Raw genomic sequence first — 17,049 nt, forward strand, 5'->3', positions numbered from 1 at the left:
AGGAGGGATTCCATATGGAACCATATTCATGCGGCACCAGCCCAATCATCGGATTTCGCTTTTCCTTGCATCCGATGAGCGGCCATTTCATCAGTATTATTAAAGGGGCGTTAAAAGAGACCGACACGTCCCACGTTTGGATGCAGACCGATGATGTTTCAACAGTTATCCGCGGCAAACAACGGCACGTTTTCAATGTCGCAAAGGCACTGGCGCTCCACGCCGCGAAGACAGGCGAACACATTGCCATGTCCGGCACTTTCTCAGCCGGGTGTCCTGGCGATACGGCAGGTGATGTGTATTTAGACGCACCGGATGAACCCGTAAACCAAGACAGCACCCCGCAATACGTGTCGTCTCAATTTGCTCTATATCCGATGAACAATCCCGACTACATGGAAGTCATTTACCGCGAAGTGGAACGTGCCAAGGAATTTGGCGTATGGAACGATTCCATGCATTATGCGAGTGGCATTCACGGGGATATTCACGAGGTCTTTTCTTTTTACGAAGCGAGTTTTTCAGAAGCACGCTCTGATCAATACCCGCACCTCGTGATGACCGTCTCCATGAGTCTTAACAGTCCTTCCCACACGACAGGTGATCCACATGCTTAAAGGCTGGAAACTAAAAGAAATTGTCTTGATGTCCTTGTTTGGCGTCGTCTTCGGCATCGTCTACTTGCTGTTTTTGCATATCGGCAATTTATGGGCAGGCGTTATCGGGCCACTCGCCTATGAATGGATGTTTGGCATCTGGTTCATCGTCTCAATCATTTCGATGTACATCATTAGAAAACCTGGCGCCGCTTTACTGCCCGAAACCTTGGCGGCTGCCATTGAAGTGATGCTCGGCAATGCAATTGGGCCAAGGCTCATCTTGTCGGGCATTATTCAAGGGCTCGGTGCTGAAGCTGCATTCGCGCTGACTCGCTATCGTCATTTTCAATTAGCCATCCTGATGCTAGCAGGAGCAGGTGCTGGTATTTTCAGTTTTATTTACGGCTACTTCCTATCGGGTTATGCCGCCTTGGAGCCGTCCTTCGTCGCTTTGATGTTTACGCTACGCGTTTTGAGCGGTGCGATTATCGCAGGCATTGGCGGCAAATACATCGCCGATTCACTGCTTGCAACCGGCTCACTCCGCGGCTATGCCATCGCCAAAGCCGAAAAGAGTGATGCCCGTGCTTGAGCCGATTTTTCAAGTGGATGATTTTAGCTTTCGCTTTCCGGATTTGTTAGAGCCGACCTTGCGCCATATCACGCTCACAATTAACCCAACAGAGCGACTGGTTATTACAGGGCCCAGCGGTTGTGGCAAGTCTACACTTCTTTATGTGCTGAACCGGCTGTACCCGCATAATTGCGATGGCGAAGTGTCTGGAGCTGTCCGGATCTTTGGGCGTTTGGCACAGGACTATGATTCCGGTGAAGTCAACCGGAAAATAGCGACGGTGTTTCAAGATCCCGATAGCCAATTTTGCATGCCGACAGTCGAGGAAGAACTCGCGTTCACATTGGAGAATCTTCAAGTGCCCCGGCAAGAAATGCCACAACGTATCGACCGAATCTTGCATTTGACGGGCCTCGAGGACCTGCGTCATGGGGTCATTCAGAGCTTCTCGGGCGGAATGAAACAGCGCATCGCTACAGCTTGTGCACTGATCATGGAGCCTGAATGTCTATTGCTCGACGAACCGCTTGCCCATCTTGACCCGTTGACGGCAAAAGAATTTATTTCTTGGTTAAATCATCTGCAGCAGAAAAGTGGCATTGCGGTCGTCGCTGTCGAACACAAACTGGAATTATGGGGATCATTTTTCGAGCGGGAAATTGCCCTTTCGGAAAATGGCACGATTCGAAAAGACCAGCTGTTCACAGAAAGAGACGCTCCTATATTGCCAGATCGGACATCAGCGATCCGCGAAAAAGTATTGTTCGAGGCATCGGGCGTTTGTGTCTCCTATGCTTCGAAATCAATCCTTCGAAATATTGATCTCCAGCTACAATCCGGTGAAGTCACAGTTATTGCTGGACCAAATGGAAGCGGCAAATCGACCTTGCTGAAAGCGCTATGCGGCATCTTAAAAATTGATGCCGGAACTATTACAGGAATGCGCGTAGGCTTTGTGCCTCAGTCGCCCGAGCAATTGTTTTTGTCGAAGAGCGTAGAGGGAGAATTAGCGTTTTCCGGAAACTCTTCTGCCGAAAAGCTGCGACATCTAATGACCGCACTGGACTTGAGAACAATCGCTCAAGCCCATCCATTTTCCGTAAGCCACGGCCAAAAGCGCCGCGTGGCCATCGGCGCGATGCTCGCTGATGAGCGTCAGGTGCTGCTGCTGGATGAACCGACCGCTGGACAAGACCTAAAGGCATTGACGGAGCTTTATCGCCAAATCGAAAGCCGCGCGCAGGATGGCTGTGCCTTGGTCGTAGTGACGCACGATATGAATTTTGCCTCGAGCATTGCGGACAAAGTCCACTTGATGAAAGACGGCATCTTGTCCGGCCCGTACCAGCCCGAGGAACTTTTCTCAAATTCTGCGCTATTGGCGGAGTATCGCCTCCATATGCCGAAAAAGGGGGATCTTTATGCGCCGGCTTTTGCATGAAATGAATCCAAGCATGAAGTTTTTGGCTGTCACAGCGTGCATATTGATATTGGCGTTTTTCTTTAACCCATGGACCCCTCTCTTGTTCTTTACGGGCGTCGTCTTGCTTCAGCTACTACTCAGTCAAACCAACTGGAAACTCTGGTCACTTGCCATGCTGCCTTTTTTGATTGGTGCATTCGGTTATTTCTGGACGACCTTAGTTTTCGGACAGTCCGGCGATAGCCCCGTTCTATGGACTATCGGAACGATCGACATCACCGTCCAGCAATGGGAACTTGCTTGGTCTTTGTCTTTACGTGTATTGGCATTTTCAAGCATCTCCTTGTTATTTGCCTTTACGACCGACCCGGTCCATTTTATCCAAAGTTTGATGCAACAGTGGAAATTGTCTCCAAAACTCGCTTTTAGCGTGCTGATTAGCTATCAATTTCTTCCGGTACTCCAAAAAGAATTCGTGCAGCTGCAGCAAGCACATCGCATTCGAGGGACAGGCTCTAGATCATCTACCTTCAAACGCTTAACTGAATCGCGCCGATTGCTCATCCCCTTGCTTGCCGGTGCTGTCAGGAAAGCCGAGCGGGCAGCTTTTGCGATGGAGGCACGAGCATTCACCGGCGAAGCAAGAACGCATTACCGCGAAATCACACTAGCGCCAAAGGATTTCGTATTGTTCGCCCTATTCTCACTGGTGCTAACCATAAGTTGCAGCGCGATATTTTGGACGTGAATAAACCACATCCCCGCAATGACTGATCATTGCGGGGATGTGGTTTTAGTTTACATAATAAAGTTATCTTCGACTTTCGATAGTGGAAATTCAGCTGTCGATCTTGCCATAAGTGATTTCGTCTTCGTCCTGTACGTTGACGCCGTTTTTCACATGAACAATGGTACGCAAGATCAATTTCGCATTGGTATTCTCTAGCTCCCAACGCTCATCTGGCACAATCTCAAATTGCTGCATAACGGTGTTTTTCGATTTGACAGAACCTGCAAATTCCAAGCTCTGCTTGGCGACAGGCGTTTCATAAAAATCGAAATCGCTGTCTTCACGGTAATCTTCCACCAACCGAATCACTTGCAATTCGATATAATCGATTTCTTGATCACCGCTCCCGCCGTCTAAATAGACCGTACCGTTCAAGGTTTCGCCTTCTTCAAGATGCGGCCTCTCCACTACCGTGTCTACTTTGACCGACCCGATGCCGATCGAAGATAAAAAGTCTTTGAATTTCATAAAAATCTATACCCCCAAAATTTGATAATTCTCCATACCACTATTGCGCTTTCTGCAAACAGAAAGCTTAAAGTTCAGTATAGTCGTATTGTTTGTCCAAATTGGTCTCATAGCGATTGTAACGTCTTTTGAACAACTTGTACAAATGGCTGATGATAACCCGTAATAAAGCATACATCGGGATTCCTAAAATGACCCCGACAATGCCAAACAGCGATCCAGCAGTCAGCAACACAAAAATGATGGTGACTGGATGGATATACATTGTCTTGCCCATCACTTGCGGCGAAATCAAATTGCCTTCCACCAGCTGCACAACCGTCCAGACGATTGCCAGTTTCACTAACATGAACGGTGACGTCACAAGCGCAATGATCGCGGCGGGCGTAATGGCAATCGCTGGACCAATGTATGGCACGACACTTGTCACCATCGCGAGCGCGCCAAGCAGGAGCGCATAATCCATGCCGATGATCAAAAAGCCGATATAGACCATAACGCCGATACAAAACGCAACGATAAGCTGGCCCTGGATATAAGCCCCTAATTGCTTATCCGCTTCCCGAAGCACTTCTTTCGTGTCTTCACGGAATCGTGGAGGCAATAGCTTCAGGAAATATCCTGGAAGTTTGTCGCCGTCCTTCAATAAATAAAACAGGATAAACGGGACAATGACTATCGATAAGATGACGCCGGTAATGGTCGAAATCCAACTGGTGACTCGCGTAATGATGCCCGTCACGGTAGCTTGAAGTGTATCAGCGATACCAGTTGGCAAAGTGGCGATCAACTCTTCGATATTGAAACTTGAATCCCTGTAATAATTGCCGAAAATGGAATTGCGCAAGAACTGGTCGAGATTGTTCAATAAACGCATGAAATAGTCCGGAAATTCCTCCACCAAATTCTGAAACTCACCTCTTAAGAAAGGAAACACCAGGACGCTCAACAACGTCAAAAGGCCGATTCCTCCGAGGAAGATAATCAATATGCCCCAGATATGCGGAACTTTGAATCGCTCCAACAAACGCAGCACTGGGCGCAACAGATAATACAAAATAAGCGCCAGGACCACTGGCAAAACGACCGTTTTCATGAAAACGTTAAGCGGATTGAAAATGAACGACACTTCCCGGAAGATGAACACGACCAACCCGATCAAAATCAACATGAGTAAAGTAAATAGTGAATTGCGCCCACCAAGAAAGCGAATATAGTTGGTGGCGAAAAATGGCGGTCTATTGTCATCTGGCGGCATGGCAATCCCCTTCTTTTTATAGGCTTCTACCTATAGTTTATCATATTATCTGACAAATTAGTTGAGTGGCTGGGACAAAAATTGTTCCAGCGCACGACGGTTTTGCTCGATGTCGATTTCCAAAACCGAACCGGCTTGCGGATAATTGGCATAGCTATATCCGCCTTCTACTGGGATCGTCAAGCGCTCGATTTCGCCGCTGCCTCCAGTACCCAGCTGTGTCGCCAATTTAATTTGGTCTACCAAAGGCATATCGGTCTGCACATAAGCCTGCGCCGCTCCTGCGAGCTTTGGAAGTTTCGGAATCGACGAGACGCTGATCAATTCGTCTTTTAATGCGGCGATGACTTGCTGCTGGCGTCGGACACGTCCAAAATCGCCTTCGTTATCCGAGCGGAAGCGCGCATAGCCAAGCAATTCCTGGCCATTCAATTCCTGGACGCCTGCCGATAAGCTGACACCAATTTTTTCGGACATTTCTTTTTCAACATCAATTTCAACACCGTTCGGCGCAGCGATGTCGACAAGTGTTTCAAAACTCTGGAAGTCGACGAGCGCATAATTATGGATTTCGACTCCGAACATGTCACGTAAGGTAGAGGCCAGTAAATCGACGCCCCCTAAATAATAAGCCGTGTTTAGTTTATAAGATTGGTAGCCTGGAATATCTGCATAAATGTCACGCATGAACGACGTGATTTTCACTTCATTATTCTCGCGGTCATGGGTGACCATCATCATTGTATCTGTCCGAGATTGCGCTTCGCCGCGTGAATCCACACCAAGCACGAGGATATTCTGGTATCCGCTATTGTTTTCATCCCCCTCAAATGGTTCCGGTTCAATCTCAGTTTCTCCGGCTATGTCTTGTCCTTGTTGGTATTGAATGAAAAAATAAATTCCCGTCCCGAGCAATAATAAGATCAATAATAAGAAAAGTTTGCCTCCCGGGCGGAATTTTCTTCGTTTTCTGGCTTGTCGTGTTTCGTATTGTGGTTCCATGATGGGTCCATTCCTTTCTGAGCTGTTCAACTTGTTTAGACGTATATGATTAGCTGTAGGTTGCCATACCAGAACGTTTTCGTTGTCTCAACGTTACCGGGATGGTAAAATTCTTCTTATTCTTAGGCACTTACTTCTACTATTACAAAAATGCGCTCTAGTTGTTCAGGTTGTTCACGCTTCTATAGTAGGAACTGCTTGCCCATTCATTAAAAGGAGGCAATTCCATGATTGAAAAAGCAACATTCGCTGGCGGCTGTTTTTGGTGCATGGTCAAACCATTTGACCAATTTGACGGCATTGAATCCGTAGTTTCCGGATATACCGGCGGTCATTTGACAAATCCATCCTACGAACAAGTAAAAAGTGGCGATTCAGGCCATTTAGAGGCAGTTGAAATTAGCTTTGATTCTGCTGTTTTCCCGTACGAGCAATTACTGGAAATCTTTTGGCAGCAAATTGACCCAACCGATAACGACGGACAATTTCAAGACCGTGGCGCTTCGTACCGACCGGCGATTTTTGTCCACAATGATAAGCAGCGGGAATTAGCGCTTGCTTCAAGAAAACAGCTTGATGAAAGCGGACGCTTCAACAAACCAGTCATCACCGAAATCCAGCCGGCCGAGCCTTTTTATCCGGCAGAAGACTATCATCAGGATTTTTATTTAAAAAACCCGGAACATTACGCACAAGACCGCGCCGAAAGCGGACGCGACGAATTTTTAGATACTGCCTGGAAGAAAGTCGACGCTTAATGCGTCGGCTTTTCAGAGTGTTGAAGAAGTCTATGGTTTGCTCTCGGCTATGAAAAAAATAGCGTCTTTTGCTTTCTTCAACAGTCAAGGACCTCTGTAAGTATTTGAAGAAGCGTTCGCTCGTAAACCCTTCTGCTCAATAATGCTGCGCTTTACTTTCGCAAAGATAATGTCTCCCGTAGGTCGACCTTATCTTTCCTGTGGATCAGCGAGACGACCGAGACCCCGCAAGGCGCGTAGCGGCTGAGGAGGCTTGGGCGCGAGCCCACGGAGTCGTGCGATAAGCTTCGGAAAATACGACTTTATCACTTTCTCGACAGCCTGGAAAGCCGACGCTTAATGCGTCGGCTTTTATTTTGCCATATACTACAGCGTGCGCGAGCAGCCATCAGAAGAGCCTTCCTATTCATTTCCATTGACAGATTATTCGATTAGTTTAAAATCAAAATACGCGGGTTTCCCGTTAATTTGCGTTCTACAGGAGGCAAAAACATGCACTGGCTTAGTACCTTGGACATCTTTTTTGTGCAATTGTTCCTCTTCCCACCTCTTGTCATTTTGCTGGGGGTCGTATCCGCCCTCTTGTCGAGCCGTGTTTATATCGGCCCGCTTGTCACCCTAATCTCAGCTCTGGAACTGAATTATTGGTATTTTTCAATCATCCTTCCTGAAGCTGATATCCCGCAGATGATGATCGCTTCCTGGGCCATCTTGTTCCCACTTTTGTCACTTTACTTTTCGTGGATGGCTGTTGCACTGGCTGAAAAACAAACAATCAAGCTTTTCTATTGAGCAAATAAGCAAAGAGAATCATGAAGAACACAAATGACAAGAACAACCATAAGCTAATATCGTGATTGCCTGTGTTGTCATATATTACACCGATGATAAAAGGCATAAATGCTGAGATCAAATAGCCGCCGGATTGTGTCATCGCAGCCCAGCTATTCGCTTCATCAGCCGAATCTGTTGCATCTAGCGGCAATAGCAAGGCAATTGGAAACAAACCACCGAGTGCCACGCCAATCAACGCTGCCGCCAGCCATACCGACCAAGTTCCCGCGAACATCAGCAATAAAATGCCGACAGTTCCGAATGACAGTACCGCTAATACCCAATGGAAGCGATTCGGGTAACGGCTGAAAAGAAGCGGAACGGAAATATTGCAGACGATTTGTACCGCGGTCATAACAGTGACGACCGCTCCTGCAGCAAGAACGCTTAAGCCTTTGTCGATCGCGATTGGCGCAAGCCAAGTCAACATCGAGAAAAAGAAAGCCGATTGGAAGCCGAAAAACAACAACATATACCATGCTTTCAAGTTTTTCCACGGGCTTCTTGCGATTATCAATGTGCTTTCCGGCACCACTTGCCCGTCCAAATCTGACTTCGGTTCAGCCGTTCTCAGCCAGACGATGAGAGCGGCAAGTGCCAAGCCTGACCAAATCGCAAGCCCAGCCGGCCAACCAGACGCCGCATAAACAACACTCGTGAACCCTGCCGCCAGTGTTGCACCGAGTCCCATGCCAAATGAATAGACACCGATCAAGGAAGCCGTTCGGTTCGGAAAATCCCGTTTGATCATAGCGGATAGCATCGGCCCAATAATGGCAATAGCGATGCCGATAAAAAACGAGCTAAGCAATAAATTAAAATAGCTTGGCCATAAACCTCGTCCTAAAGTAAACAAGCCAATGATGGCCAATAGAAACCCGATGGAACGCTTAAAGCCAAAGCGGCGATTGAAAACGATCGCAAATGGCGCGAACAATCCCATACAAAGAACCGGAACAGCGGTCAATAAACTGACTTGCCCATTGGTTAATGACAAATCCGCCCGGATCGGCTCGAGCATCGGGCCGATCGAAGAAATGGCCGGCCTTAAATTAAGCGCTACTAAAAGAATGGCGAAAATGACGCCTGCTAGAGTTGACTTTTTTCCAACTTTCCTCATTTGCTTCTCTCCTTATCCCTCAGCACCAAACTTGTGTTCCTGCCGCCGTTTGCCTTAAAATAAGACTCGAAAGGCGGGTTGCTGGATGAAGCTCATAAATTGGAGCTACGCAAAACGATATAATATAAAAGCCACTTTTGATGAATTTCCACACGTTGTTGTGTTGTTCCGCCAAATCGGCGGATATTACTTTATTTATTCCATGAAAGGCCTGACGCCGGAACATATACCGGGCAGGCGTGAGTATGTACAGATGGAGTACCTTCTGAACAAAGAATTTGGCCAATTGGACGCGTATTTGCAAAGAAAAAGCCGCTAACACTTATCCTATATTAGTTTATCCGACACAGGCTTTGAACGCTACCGGTTTAAAGCACATTCGTGTTATACTATTCATATTGTGAATTTTAGGAGGACGAATAATAATGATAGCAGTAAATGATGTATCTTTGCGTTTTGGCGATCGCAAATTATTTGAAGATGTCAACATCCAGTTCAACCCAGGCAATTGCTACGGCTTAATCGGTGCAAACGGTGCCGGCAAATCGACGTTCATCAAAATTCTTGCCGGTGAACTTGAAGCACAATCCGGAAATGTTTCTATGGGTTCAGGCGAACGCTTAGCCGTTTTGAAGCAAAACCATTTTGAATATGAAGAGCATGCAGTCCTTGAGACGGTCATCATGGGCCATAAAAAACTTTACGAGGTCATGTCTGAGAAGAATGCCATTTATATGAAGGAAGATTTCTCCGACGAGGATGGCATGCGTGCCGCTGAACTCGAAGGCGAATTCGCAGAATTGAACGGCTGGGAAGCTGAATCGGAAGCTGCCATCCTATTGCAAGGACTTGGTATTACCGAGGATCTTCACGACAAGAAAATGTCGGAACTATCCGGATCCGATAAAGTTAAAGTGCTTTTGGCACAAGCTCTATTCGGCAAACCAGATGTACTACTACTGGATGAGCCGACCAACCATTTGGACTTGAAAGCGATCCAATGGCTGGAAGAGTTTTTGATCAACTTTGACAATACTGTTATCGTTGTCTCGCATGACCGCCACTTTTTGAACAAAGTTTGTACGCATATCGCCGATCTCGATTTCGGGAAAATTCAGCTCTATGTCGGCAACTACGACTTCTGGTATGAATCCAGCCAATTGGCAACACGTTTGGCATCCGACCAGAATGCGAAAAAAGAAGAAAAAATCAAAGAGCTTCAAGCCTTTATCGCCCGCTTCTCCGCCAATGCCTCGAAATCGAAGCAAGCAACTTCACGGAAGAAAATGCTCGATAAAATCGAGTTGGACGATATTCGCCCATCTTCCCGCAAATATCCGTTTGTCAACTTCACCATCGGCCGTGAAATCGGCAATGATGTATTGACAGTGAAAGACTTAAGCCAAACCGTTGATGGCAATCAATTATTGAACAACATCAGCTTTAATATGAACAAAGACGACAAAATCGTTTTGATGGGTGATCCATTGGCGAAATCAGCGCTTCTTCGTGTATTTGCCGAAGAAGACGAACCGGCTTCAGGTTCAGCTCGTTGGGGTGTTACGACTTCACGTGCTTATTTGCCAATCGACAACACTGAATACTTCGAAGGCAGCGAGACTTCTTTAGTGGAATGGCTGCGCCAGTACTCTCCTGAAGACGAAAGCGAAACCTTCCTCCGCGGCTTCCTCGGTAGAATGCTGTTCTCCGGTGAAGAAGTCAAAAAGAAACCTTCTGTATTGTCCGGTGGCGAAAAAGTACGCTGCATGCTATCGAAAATGATGTTGGCCCATGCCAATGTTCTATTATTGGATGAACCAACTAACCACTTGGACCTCGAATCGATTCAAGCCTTGAATAACGGCATGATTGCATTCAAAGGCGCCATGGTCTTCACTTCCCATGACCATCAGTTTATCCAAACCGTTGCCAATCGCGTGATCGAAATTCAAGAAGATGGTTCGATTCTTGATAAGCAATTGACGTATGATGAATTTTTGGAATGGAAAGAAACGCAAGGCATTGCCAAATAAGTTACGAGTACGCCAAAACCCCTCAGAAATGAAAATTTCTGAGGGGTTTTTATATGTCTTTCATTTATTTCAAAAAGCGCTTCACGGCTTTTCCAGCCGGCAATTTCGCAGCCCACCGGTCACCAGAGTTCGCCAGTTTGCTGAGGACTTTCAAAAGATCTTCATCGCCTGCCCAGTGTTCTGTCACCACTTCTTTCGGGAATCGGTTCAACACCATATTGATGACATATACCGCGACGATTACATCGTCCATGAATCCTCCTGGGCCAACGAGGATTTCCGGAAGAAAATCAATGGGCGCCATGAAATACAGTACGCCTGCCCCGACATAAGCTTTGCTTTTCTTATCGATTCGGCTATCGAGCAATAGGCGAGTCAATAGATGAAAAAGGTCTGGCGCAAACAAGACAAACTGAGCGGCAGAATCCATTTTCGAAGATTTATTCTCTAGCCAATTGTGTACTTTAACCCGTAGCTTTTGATAGAAATCCCGTTGTTTTTCTTCACTTGGCAATGGTTTGCTTAAATACTCGTTCTCCATATATGTTCCCCCTTCATCCGGCATTTAGAACACCAATGTAACATTTGTCGCCACACGCTCTTTTCCTGGCGCCCCGTCATAAATGGTAAACTCAACGTGCTGATTCGGCATGAAGCGGCGGAAGCCTTCTTCATTGATATTGATGGTTTCGAAGTAAAACACTTCTCCTGTATCACCTTCGATATAGCCAAATCCTTTATCATCATTAAACTCTTTCACTTTACCTTGCATGGATTTATCCCCCTCTATCATTCTTGGCAATCTATTTTAGATATACCCGAAAAGGCAGCAGGATTAAACAATGGCTATCGCTCCATAAATGCATTAAAAAAGAACTGCCACAAGGGCAGTTCTTGGATTGGAGAATTAAAGTTTAGTTACGTTAGTAGCTTGAGGTCCGCGGTTGCCTTCCTCTACTTCAAATTCTACGCGTTGTCCTTCGTCAAGTGTTTTAAAGCCTTCGCCTTGAATAGCTGAGAAATGTACGAATACATCGTCGCCGCCTTCAACTTCGATAAAGCCAAAACCTTTTTCTGAGTTAAACCATTTTACTGTACCTTCTTGCATCTTAAATTACCTCCTGTGGTAAACAAAATTTTTCAATATGCGAACTTTCATAAAAAAAATTCACATATTCCCAAAAGTACCGACACGTGCTGATCACTTTTGGGAATATGTGAATAGCTGTTGCGGAAGTTCATATGTTGAATTACCTTAATTATACCAAATTGAGTACAAAAGTCAAACAAATCTAAAAACTTTCTGATTTTTCCAACTCACTTTTTTTATTTCGGTTTAATTCCTTATCAACATTGTGCCAAATATATGGGAATTTGTAAAGGATTTATGCGCTAGTCGATACACAGTCCAGAAGTTTGTATTGGTTCTGCCATTCACGTAAAATAAGGGATAGAAATGCGCCTGATGAAACTTTTTCTTGCGTTGCACGTATAGTTTAGTAGCCGTTAAGGAGGTTATAGCATGAAACCAGTCAAGCCGATCGAAAACTTCATTAAAAGACAATCGGTCAGCCTCCCTCTCATGTCCGCTATGTTTCCAATCCTTTATTTGGGCGCAGAAATCGGACTCCTCGCCTCTGGTGCCGTTGCTGCCGGCACTTATATTGCCAGCAATACATCGCTAAAGCAATACCAGCTATCAAGCGATTCTAAGCAACTCGGTATGACCAGGAGCGAATACCGACATGTTCGTGTGCAAATTAAGGAAGGCAAAGAAAAAATAAAAACTTTGCAAAGCCAATATTATAAAGTGCGGTCCATTTCCTCATTTAAACAATTGATGGACATGGTCAAAATCGCCAATAAAATCTTGCTCATCGTACAGCAAAATCCGCGTAAATTTTATCTGGCTGAGCCATTCTTCTACTCCCATTTAGATTCAGCCATCGAATTGACCGGAAAATATACATTATTGGTAGGACAGCCTGTAAAAGACATGGAAATGCGCATTGCCTTGCAAGATACTCGCGAAATGCTGCGGTCATTGCAACATGTAATGGAAGCGGATCTAAAACGCGTCCTGTCTACCGATGTCGAGCAACTGCGCATGGAACTCGATTATGCTCGCCTCGCTGTCGACCAACACCAGACGAGATCGATTGACCATCAACAGCAAATCGAACGTAAAGGAGACATGGAAAATGACCAACAACCAGACGAAAAATGAGTTGGATGAACTATTAGGAACCCCTTTTGGCATGGAGCCCTCATCCCAGCAAACACAATTAGCGCAAACGGAAGGACAACCAGTTGCACTGCTCGACCGCTTGAGTGCTGAAGAGCAGGATAAGGCGCGTGAACTGGCCAAACAGATCCCGACCGGCAACCACGAAGCCATTCTAACCTACGGCGCGAATGCTCAAAATCAGCTGAGCCAGTTTTCCCATAAAATGCTCGACCATGTACAGCGGAAAGATATTGGTCCTGTCGGCGACGTCCTTCATGATTTGATGAAAAAACTCGAACAATTGAATCCCGAGGAACTGACACAGAAAAAGCAAAAAGGGCTTCGAAAAGTGTTTAACCGCGCCAAGTACTCGGTTCAGGAAATGATGAGCAAATACCAAAAGTTGAGCACGCAAGTTGATCGCATCAGCATTCAGCTCGATCACTCAAAACGGGGATTATTAGAAGATGTCCAAATGCTCGAGCAATTATATGACCAGAACAAAACTTACTTCCAGGCCTTGAACGTCTATATCGCAGCAGCTGAAATCAAGCGTGACGAGATCATGAACGAAACGATACCCGCTCTACGGAAAAAAGCCGAAGCCTCTAATGATCAGATGGCCTATCAGGAAGTGAACGATATGGTCCAATATGTCGACCGTTTGGAAAAACGCCTGTATGACCTGCAATTGTCGCGCCAAATCACCATCCAAAGCGCACCGCAAATCCGCATGATTCAGCAGACCAACCAAACACTTGCCGAAAAGATCCAATCGTCAATCATGACATCCATTCCATTATGGAAAAACCAGATTGCCATCGCGTTAACTTTAAACAAACAAATGAAAGCAGTCGAGGCGCAAAAACAAGTAACCGCTACGACAAACGAGCTGCTTTTGAAAAACTCAGAAATGCTTAAAATGAACTCAATCGAAACCGCACGGGAAAATGAGCGCGGCATCGTCGAGATCGAGACTTTAAAGCAAACGCAAGAGAATTTGCTTGAAACGATTGAAGAGACTTTGAAAATTCAGGCTGAAGGCCGACGCAACCGCAAAGCGGCAGAGCTGGAAATTGGCCGCATGGAAGAAGACTTGAAGCAGCGCTTGCTCGCCATTCACGACGGACAAGAAAAGAACTGATCAAACCCCCTCGGCAAAAAAGCGCGGAGGGGGTTTTTCAGATGATTTTTATGATGACTGTACGACCAAATGCAAGGTGCGTTTCAATAAACGCAATGTCTGTTCGACAAACTGCTCCAGCGAATCAGCGCTGACCGACTTGTTGCCGTACAGCATCCGATAAAATGCAGCTTGCTCTTCGCTTGTCGATTCCCCGCTCAGGAATAGATGCATCACTTCGATCCCCATTTTCTCGGTTTCTGAAACCGCCTGTGATGTATCGATAATGCCATTGTCGGCATAATTATAGGCAGATGGTTCTCCATCTGAAAAAACCAGCATGAAGCGATGCTTTTCCGGCCGCACTTTCAAGCGATCGGCCATCCAGCGAATCGCAAACCCATCGCGGTTGTCTTCGTGGGCATCGAGCGAAAGAATTTCTGCTGCATGGTCGGACGAGCCATCAGTGAATTTATGCAGCCATTCAAAATAATTGGGTTGTTGGGCATCCCCCGCCTCATAGGCATCTTCGTAAAAAACAGCCATTTCATGCGGAATTTTAAGAGCCCTGAGCACATCATGAAACAACAACACGGCCTGCTTCGTTTCGTCGAGCTTGTCAATCATTGATGCGGACCCATCGATCATTAAGCTAAATACTGCGTCCAATTGTTTTGAAGGCGCGGTCTTACGGTAAAAGGGCTTTGGTCGCTCGTCGGTAACGAGCGGCAATAAGTTTTTCGATAACCGACCAGCATGCAAATTCGTCCGCTCGCTTTCAATACGCTGCTGCATGCGCTTTTGCATTTCCTTCAGCAACGCGCGCACGAATGGCGCTTGTTGGCTGCGCCAACGCTGCAACTGCTGGCGGTCTAAAGGCAAAGCCTCAATGCGCGATTCATAATAAACGACACCGTCATTAGCAGAGCCGAAACGGCCATTTGCTTTTTTCGGTTTCTTTTCATCTTTTCTCTGTTCATCAGCTAAATTGTCTTCACGGTGTTCGCCTTGCGATTCACCAGATCCGGTTTGTTCAACTTCCCCAGCGCCCTCATCTTCCCTGCCGCCATCAGCAAGCTTTGAATCACCGCGCTCGAGTTCATACTCCAGAGCTGCCGCATCATTCAATTCGGTCTCGCGATGCCACGATTGGAACCATTCTTCAATCGTATCAATTTCTTCTTCTTCTTCAGATTGATCTGCTTCAATGCCTTCATGATACCTTGGTGGCGGTGTTTTATCGGCCGGTTCCCCGAACGTATAATACGTATGGAGCGCATCGGCCCCCAGTAAATATTCCAGCTGTGGCAAGACCTTATGGATGGTGCGGACAGAGTCTTCCGTGGAGTCGGCACTGAACAATTCTGTCCATATTAAGAACAAAGGATCCAATTCATCGCTCAAACTTACCTCTTGGCCGCGCAATTTCAAATAAGCGGCATTTAGGAAAGCATCTGCCCAAAACCCTTTTTTGCGATTTTGCTCTAGCTGGTCGGAATGAAACCCGGAAACGATTTGTTCTCTCACGTCAAACGCGTGTTTGGTCCCTGGGCGTTCCGCTACAATGCGGTCACTCAATCGAAATTCTTCTGCCATCAGCAGCAATTGCTCAGCCAATTCTGGCAAACTAGTCTCTGCCTGCTGAAAACGCCGCCAAGAACCCAAATGGAAATGGCGCCAAAATCCGGCACTCACTAAATAAATATCGGATAGATATCCAGCACGTTCAATCTCTTTTGGGCGATGGCGCCAGAATACGCTCATGGAAACTGCACCTTCCGATGGCCTAAATTCCCAGAGCTTCCTTGTGGTCAGCCTTAGGTAAGGCGCGGATGATAACGCTCTCGCAAGCTGTTCCATCCGATTCAGGAGCCTCGTATCAACCGTTTCGTTATTAAATTGGATAAAGCGATTGATTGAAGTCATCCTGCATCCCTACTTTCGCCACGTATTCGCCAAATCCATTAGCAACTCTCGTTCACTTTCGTCATCTAGCTTTTCAGCGATGGCGTAGCGGACAGCGCGCAATGGATCAATATGAAGAGCAAGTGCTGTCGCATCGAGCAAGCTTCGGATTGAAGCGGCTTCTTCTGACATGAGGCCCGTCTCCACTTGTTTCATCAAATCTGATGCCAAATCTAGCATGAAGGTTTTCAGCTTCGGATCAGCATTCGGAAACTCCCTATTCCACAAATCCCGAAGTTGTTCCCCGGACAAATAAGGAACTGGATAGGAAATAAAGCGATTTTTCAATGCTTCATTCATCGGCGAGGTACCGATATATCCCTCGTTGATTGCTGCCACAACCGAAAAGTCAGGATGTGCCTGAATTACTTCGCCTGTGAATGGATTCGTCATCATTCTGCGATAGTCAAGTGCGCTGTGAAGAATCGGCAAAGTTTCAGCCTTCGCCATATTGATCTCATCGATGTATAAAATATGGCCTTGTTTCATCGCAGTCACAACAGGCCCTTCCACGAATTCGATGGCACTTTGCCCATCACGCTGCACTAAAGTTTTAAAACCAAGCAACGCTTCCGCGTCCAAATCAACCGAACAGTTGATGCTTTGGATTGGCTGCTGAAAAGAGCTGGAGATACTTTCGGCAAGCTTCGTTTTTCCTGCTCCGGTCGGCCCTTTCAATAGAACCGGTTTTTTCAAAACAACCGCCGTCAGGATGTCGTTCCATAAATTGTCGTCTGGAGGGATATAGCCTCCTTCGCCAATTAAGCTAGCAGCTTCTGCATGGTTTCGCTGTGTTCTTTTTTTAATTTCTTCATCAATAATCGTCATCTGCTTCACTCCTATCTCCATAGAAAAAACCGATGATATCATCGGTT

The 17,049-nt window shown here is 46.3% G+C and carries 19 protein-coding genes; 10 read left to right on the forward strand and 9 right to left on the reverse strand.

What is annotated here, in order from left to right; genetic code table 11:
- Positions 1-14 precede the first annotated feature (14 nt).
- Genes AY633_RS00600 through AY633_RS00615 form a run of 4 tightly spaced genes read left to right on the forward strand, consistent with a single transcriptional unit; the run spans position 15 to position 3,344 of the window.
- Positions 15-617, forward strand: a complete 603-nt coding sequence (locus tag AY633_RS00600) for a YkoF family thiamine/hydroxymethylpyrimidine-binding protein (protein WP_068485610.1) — start codon at positions 15-17, stop codon at positions 615-617.
- Positions 610-1,191, forward strand: a complete 582-nt coding sequence (locus AY633_RS00605) for an ECF transporter S component (protein ID WP_068485612.1) — start codon at positions 610-612, stop codon at positions 1,189-1,191. Before AY633_RS00600 ends, AY633_RS00605 begins: the two co-directional genes overlap by 8 nt.
- Positions 1,178-2,614, forward strand: coding sequence for an ABC transporter ATP-binding protein (locus AY633_RS00610; RefSeq protein ID WP_260804393.1), 1,437 nt, complete (start codon positions 1,178-1,180; stop codon positions 2,612-2,614). The genes AY633_RS00605 and AY633_RS00610 overlap by 14 nt, the downstream gene beginning before the upstream one ends.
- Positions 2,595-3,344, forward strand: a complete 750-nt coding sequence (locus tag AY633_RS00615; RefSeq protein WP_068485616.1) for an energy-coupling factor transporter transmembrane component T family protein — start codon at positions 2,595-2,597, stop codon at positions 3,342-3,344. The genes AY633_RS00610 and AY633_RS00615 overlap by 20 nt, the downstream gene beginning before the upstream one ends.
- Before the next feature lie 90 nt (positions 3,345-3,434).
- On the opposite strand, the gene AY633_RS00620 is transcribed toward AY633_RS00615, so the two are convergent.
- From AY633_RS00620 to AY633_RS00630, 3 genes are all read right to left on the reverse strand, one after another.
- On the reverse strand, positions 3,435-3,854 hold the full coding sequence (locus AY633_RS00620) for a sporulation protein (RefSeq protein ID WP_068462455.1): 420 nt from the start codon (positions 3,852-3,854) through the stop codon (positions 3,435-3,437).
- Positions 3,855-3,921: 67 nt separating this feature from the next.
- On the reverse strand, positions 3,922-5,112 hold the full coding sequence (locus AY633_RS00625; protein WP_068485618.1) for an AI-2E family transporter: 1,191 nt from the start codon (positions 5,110-5,112) through the stop codon (positions 3,922-3,924).
- 57 nt (positions 5,113-5,169) lie between these two features.
- Complete coding sequence (locus AY633_RS00630) at positions 5,170-6,114, reverse strand: LCP family protein (RefSeq protein ID WP_068485620.1); 945 nt, start codon at positions 6,112-6,114, stop codon at positions 5,170-5,172.
- A gap of 227 nt (positions 6,115-6,341) precedes the next feature.
- Between AY633_RS00630 and msrA the strand changes: the two genes are divergently transcribed.
- Positions 6,342-6,872, forward strand: a complete 531-nt coding sequence (gene msrA / locus AY633_RS00635; protein WP_068485622.1) for a peptide-methionine (S)-S-oxide reductase MsrA — start codon at positions 6,342-6,344, stop codon at positions 6,870-6,872.
- Positions 6,873-7,364: 492 nt separating this feature from the next.
- The gene (locus tag AY633_RS00640) at positions 7,365-7,664 is read left to right on the forward strand and encodes a hypothetical protein (protein ID WP_068485624.1); all 300 of its coding nucleotides are present in this window, start codon (positions 7,365-7,367) and stop codon (positions 7,662-7,664) included.
- Here AY633_RS00640 and AY633_RS00645 read toward each other — a convergent pair.
- Positions 7,648-8,826, reverse strand: coding sequence for an MFS transporter (locus tag AY633_RS00645; protein ID WP_068485626.1), 1,179 nt, complete (start codon positions 8,824-8,826; stop codon positions 7,648-7,650). The genes AY633_RS00640 and AY633_RS00645 overlap by 17 nt on opposite strands.
- 85 nt (positions 8,827-8,911) lie before the next feature.
- Between AY633_RS00645 and AY633_RS00650 the strand changes: the two genes are divergently transcribed.
- Together AY633_RS00650 and AY633_RS00655 are read left to right on the forward strand one after the other, a co-directional pair.
- Positions 8,912-9,145, forward strand: a complete 234-nt coding sequence (locus AY633_RS00650) for a hypothetical protein (RefSeq protein ID WP_068462468.1) — start codon at positions 8,912-8,914, stop codon at positions 9,143-9,145.
- Positions 9,146-9,251: 106 nt separating this feature from the next.
- A complete protein-coding gene (locus tag AY633_RS00655) occupies positions 9,252-10,859 on the forward strand; it encodes an ABC-F family ATP-binding cassette domain-containing protein (RefSeq protein ID WP_068485627.1) in 1,608 nt (535 codons plus the stop codon).
- A gap of 64 nt (positions 10,860-10,923) precedes the next feature.
- Here AY633_RS00655 and AY633_RS00660 read toward each other — a convergent pair whose 3' ends face one another.
- The 3 genes from AY633_RS00660 to AY633_RS00670 form a co-directional block, all read right to left on the reverse strand.
- Positions 10,924-11,400 carry a YkvA family protein gene (locus AY633_RS00660; RefSeq protein WP_068485629.1) on the reverse strand — a complete coding sequence of 159 codons (477 nt, stop codon included), beginning with the start codon at positions 11,398-11,400 and terminating at the stop codon, positions 10,924-10,926.
- A gap of 24 nt (positions 11,401-11,424) precedes the next feature.
- A complete protein-coding gene (locus tag AY633_RS00665; protein ID WP_260804395.1) occupies positions 11,425-11,652 on the reverse strand; it encodes a cold-shock protein in 228 nt (75 codons plus the stop codon).
- 114 nt (positions 11,653-11,766) lie between these two features.
- The gene (locus AY633_RS00670) at positions 11,767-11,967 is read right to left on the reverse strand and encodes a cold-shock protein (protein ID WP_033541967.1); all 201 of its coding nucleotides are present in this window, start codon (positions 11,965-11,967) and stop codon (positions 11,767-11,769) included.
- Positions 11,968-12,381: 414 nt separating this feature from the next.
- Between AY633_RS00670 and AY633_RS00675 the strand changes: the two genes are divergently transcribed.
- Positions 12,382-13,086 (forward strand): 5-bromo-4-chloroindolyl phosphate hydrolysis family protein, encoded by a 705-nt coding sequence (locus AY633_RS00675; RefSeq protein ID WP_068485631.1) that lies wholly within the window; start codon positions 12,382-12,384, stop codon positions 13,084-13,086.
- On the forward strand, positions 13,061-14,230 hold the full coding sequence (locus tag AY633_RS00680) for a toxic anion resistance protein (protein WP_068485633.1): 1,170 nt from the start codon (positions 13,061-13,063) through the stop codon (positions 14,228-14,230). Before AY633_RS00675 ends, AY633_RS00680 begins: the two co-directional genes overlap by 26 nt.
- A 48-nt stretch (positions 14,231-14,278) precedes the next feature.
- On the opposite strand, the gene AY633_RS00685 is transcribed toward AY633_RS00680, so the two are convergent.
- A complete protein-coding gene (locus tag AY633_RS00685; protein WP_249929369.1) occupies positions 14,279-15,973 on the reverse strand; it encodes a vWA domain-containing protein in 1,695 nt (564 codons plus the stop codon).
- 171 nt (positions 15,974-16,144) lie between these two features.
- On the reverse strand, positions 16,145-17,002 hold the full coding sequence (locus tag AY633_RS00690; protein WP_068485637.1) for an AAA family ATPase: 858 nt from the start codon (positions 17,000-17,002) through the stop codon (positions 16,145-16,147).
- Positions 17,003-17,049 lie beyond the last annotated feature (47 nt).

Source organism: Planococcus maritimus, from assembly GCF_001592825.1.
Taxonomy (GTDB): domain Bacteria; phylum Bacillota; class Bacilli; order Bacillales_A; family Planococcaceae; genus Planococcus; species Planococcus maritimus_C.

What these genes read in the sequence shown, in the direction of transcription:
- AY633_RS00625 (WP_068485618.1), bottom strand. Translation starts at nt 5,112, where the DNA reads ATGCCGCCAGATGACAATAGACCGCCATTTTTCGCCACCAACTATATT.
- AY633_RS00630 (WP_068485620.1), bottom strand. Translation starts at nt 6,114, where the DNA reads ATGGAACCACAATACGAAACACGACAAGCCAGAAAACGAAGAAAATTC.
- AY633_RS00640 (WP_068485624.1), top strand. Translation starts at nt 7,365, where the DNA reads ATGCACTGGCTTAGTACCTTGGACATCTTTTTTGTGCAATTGTTCCTC.
- AY633_RS00605 (WP_068485612.1), top strand. Translation starts at nt 610, where the DNA reads ATGCTTAAAGGCTGGAAACTAAAAGAAATTGTCTTGATGTCCTTGTTT.
- AY633_RS00675 (WP_068485631.1), top strand. Translation starts at nt 12,382, where the DNA reads ATGAAACCAGTCAAGCCGATCGAAAACTTCATTAAAAGACAATCGGTC.
- AY633_RS00655 (WP_068485627.1), top strand. Translation starts at nt 9,252, where the DNA reads ATGATAGCAGTAAATGATGTATCTTTGCGTTTTGGCGATCGCAAATTA.
- AY633_RS00650 (WP_068462468.1), top strand. Translation starts at nt 8,912, where the DNA reads ATGAAGCTCATAAATTGGAGCTACGCAAAACGATATAATATAAAAGCC.
- AY633_RS00690 (WP_068485637.1), bottom strand. Translation starts at nt 17,002, where the DNA reads ATGACGATTATTGATGAAGAAATTAAAAAAAGAACACAGCGAAACCAT.
- msrA (WP_068485622.1), top strand. Translation starts at nt 6,342, where the DNA reads ATGATTGAAAAAGCAACATTCGCTGGCGGCTGTTTTTGGTGCATGGTC.
- AY633_RS00670 (WP_033541967.1), bottom strand. Translation starts at nt 11,967, where the DNA reads ATGCAAGAAGGTACAGTAAAATGGTTTAACTCAGAAAAAGGTTTTGGC.
- AY633_RS00615 (WP_068485616.1), top strand. Translation starts at nt 2,595, where the DNA reads ATGCGCCGGCTTTTGCATGAAATGAATCCAAGCATGAAGTTTTTGGCT.
- AY633_RS00660 (WP_068485629.1), bottom strand. Translation starts at nt 11,400, where the DNA reads ATGGAGAACGAGTATTTAAGCAAACCATTGCCAAGTGAAGAAAAACAA.
- AY633_RS00645 (WP_068485626.1), bottom strand. Translation starts at nt 8,826, where the DNA reads ATGAGGAAAGTTGGAAAAAAGTCAACTCTAGCAGGCGTCATTTTCGCC.
- AY633_RS00600 (WP_068485610.1), top strand. Translation starts at nt 15, where the DNA reads ATGGAACCATATTCATGCGGCACCAGCCCAATCATCGGATTTCGCTTT.
- AY633_RS00610 (WP_260804393.1), top strand. Translation starts at nt 1,178, where the DNA reads ATGCCCGTGCTTGAGCCGATTTTTCAAGTGGATGATTTTAGCTTTCGC.
- AY633_RS00665 (WP_260804395.1), bottom strand. Translation starts at nt 11,652, where the DNA reads ATGATAGAGGGGGATAAATCCATGCAAGGTAAAGTGAAAGAGTTTAAT.
- AY633_RS00620 (WP_068462455.1), bottom strand. Translation starts at nt 3,854, where the DNA reads ATGAAATTCAAAGACTTTTTATCTTCGATCGGCATCGGGTCGGTCAAA.
- AY633_RS00685 (WP_249929369.1), bottom strand. Translation starts at nt 15,973, where the DNA reads ATGAGCGTATTCTGGCGCCATCGCCCAAAAGAGATTGAACGTGCTGGA.
- AY633_RS00680 (WP_068485633.1), top strand. Translation starts at nt 13,061, where the DNA reads ATGACCAACAACCAGACGAAAAATGAGTTGGATGAACTATTAGGAACC.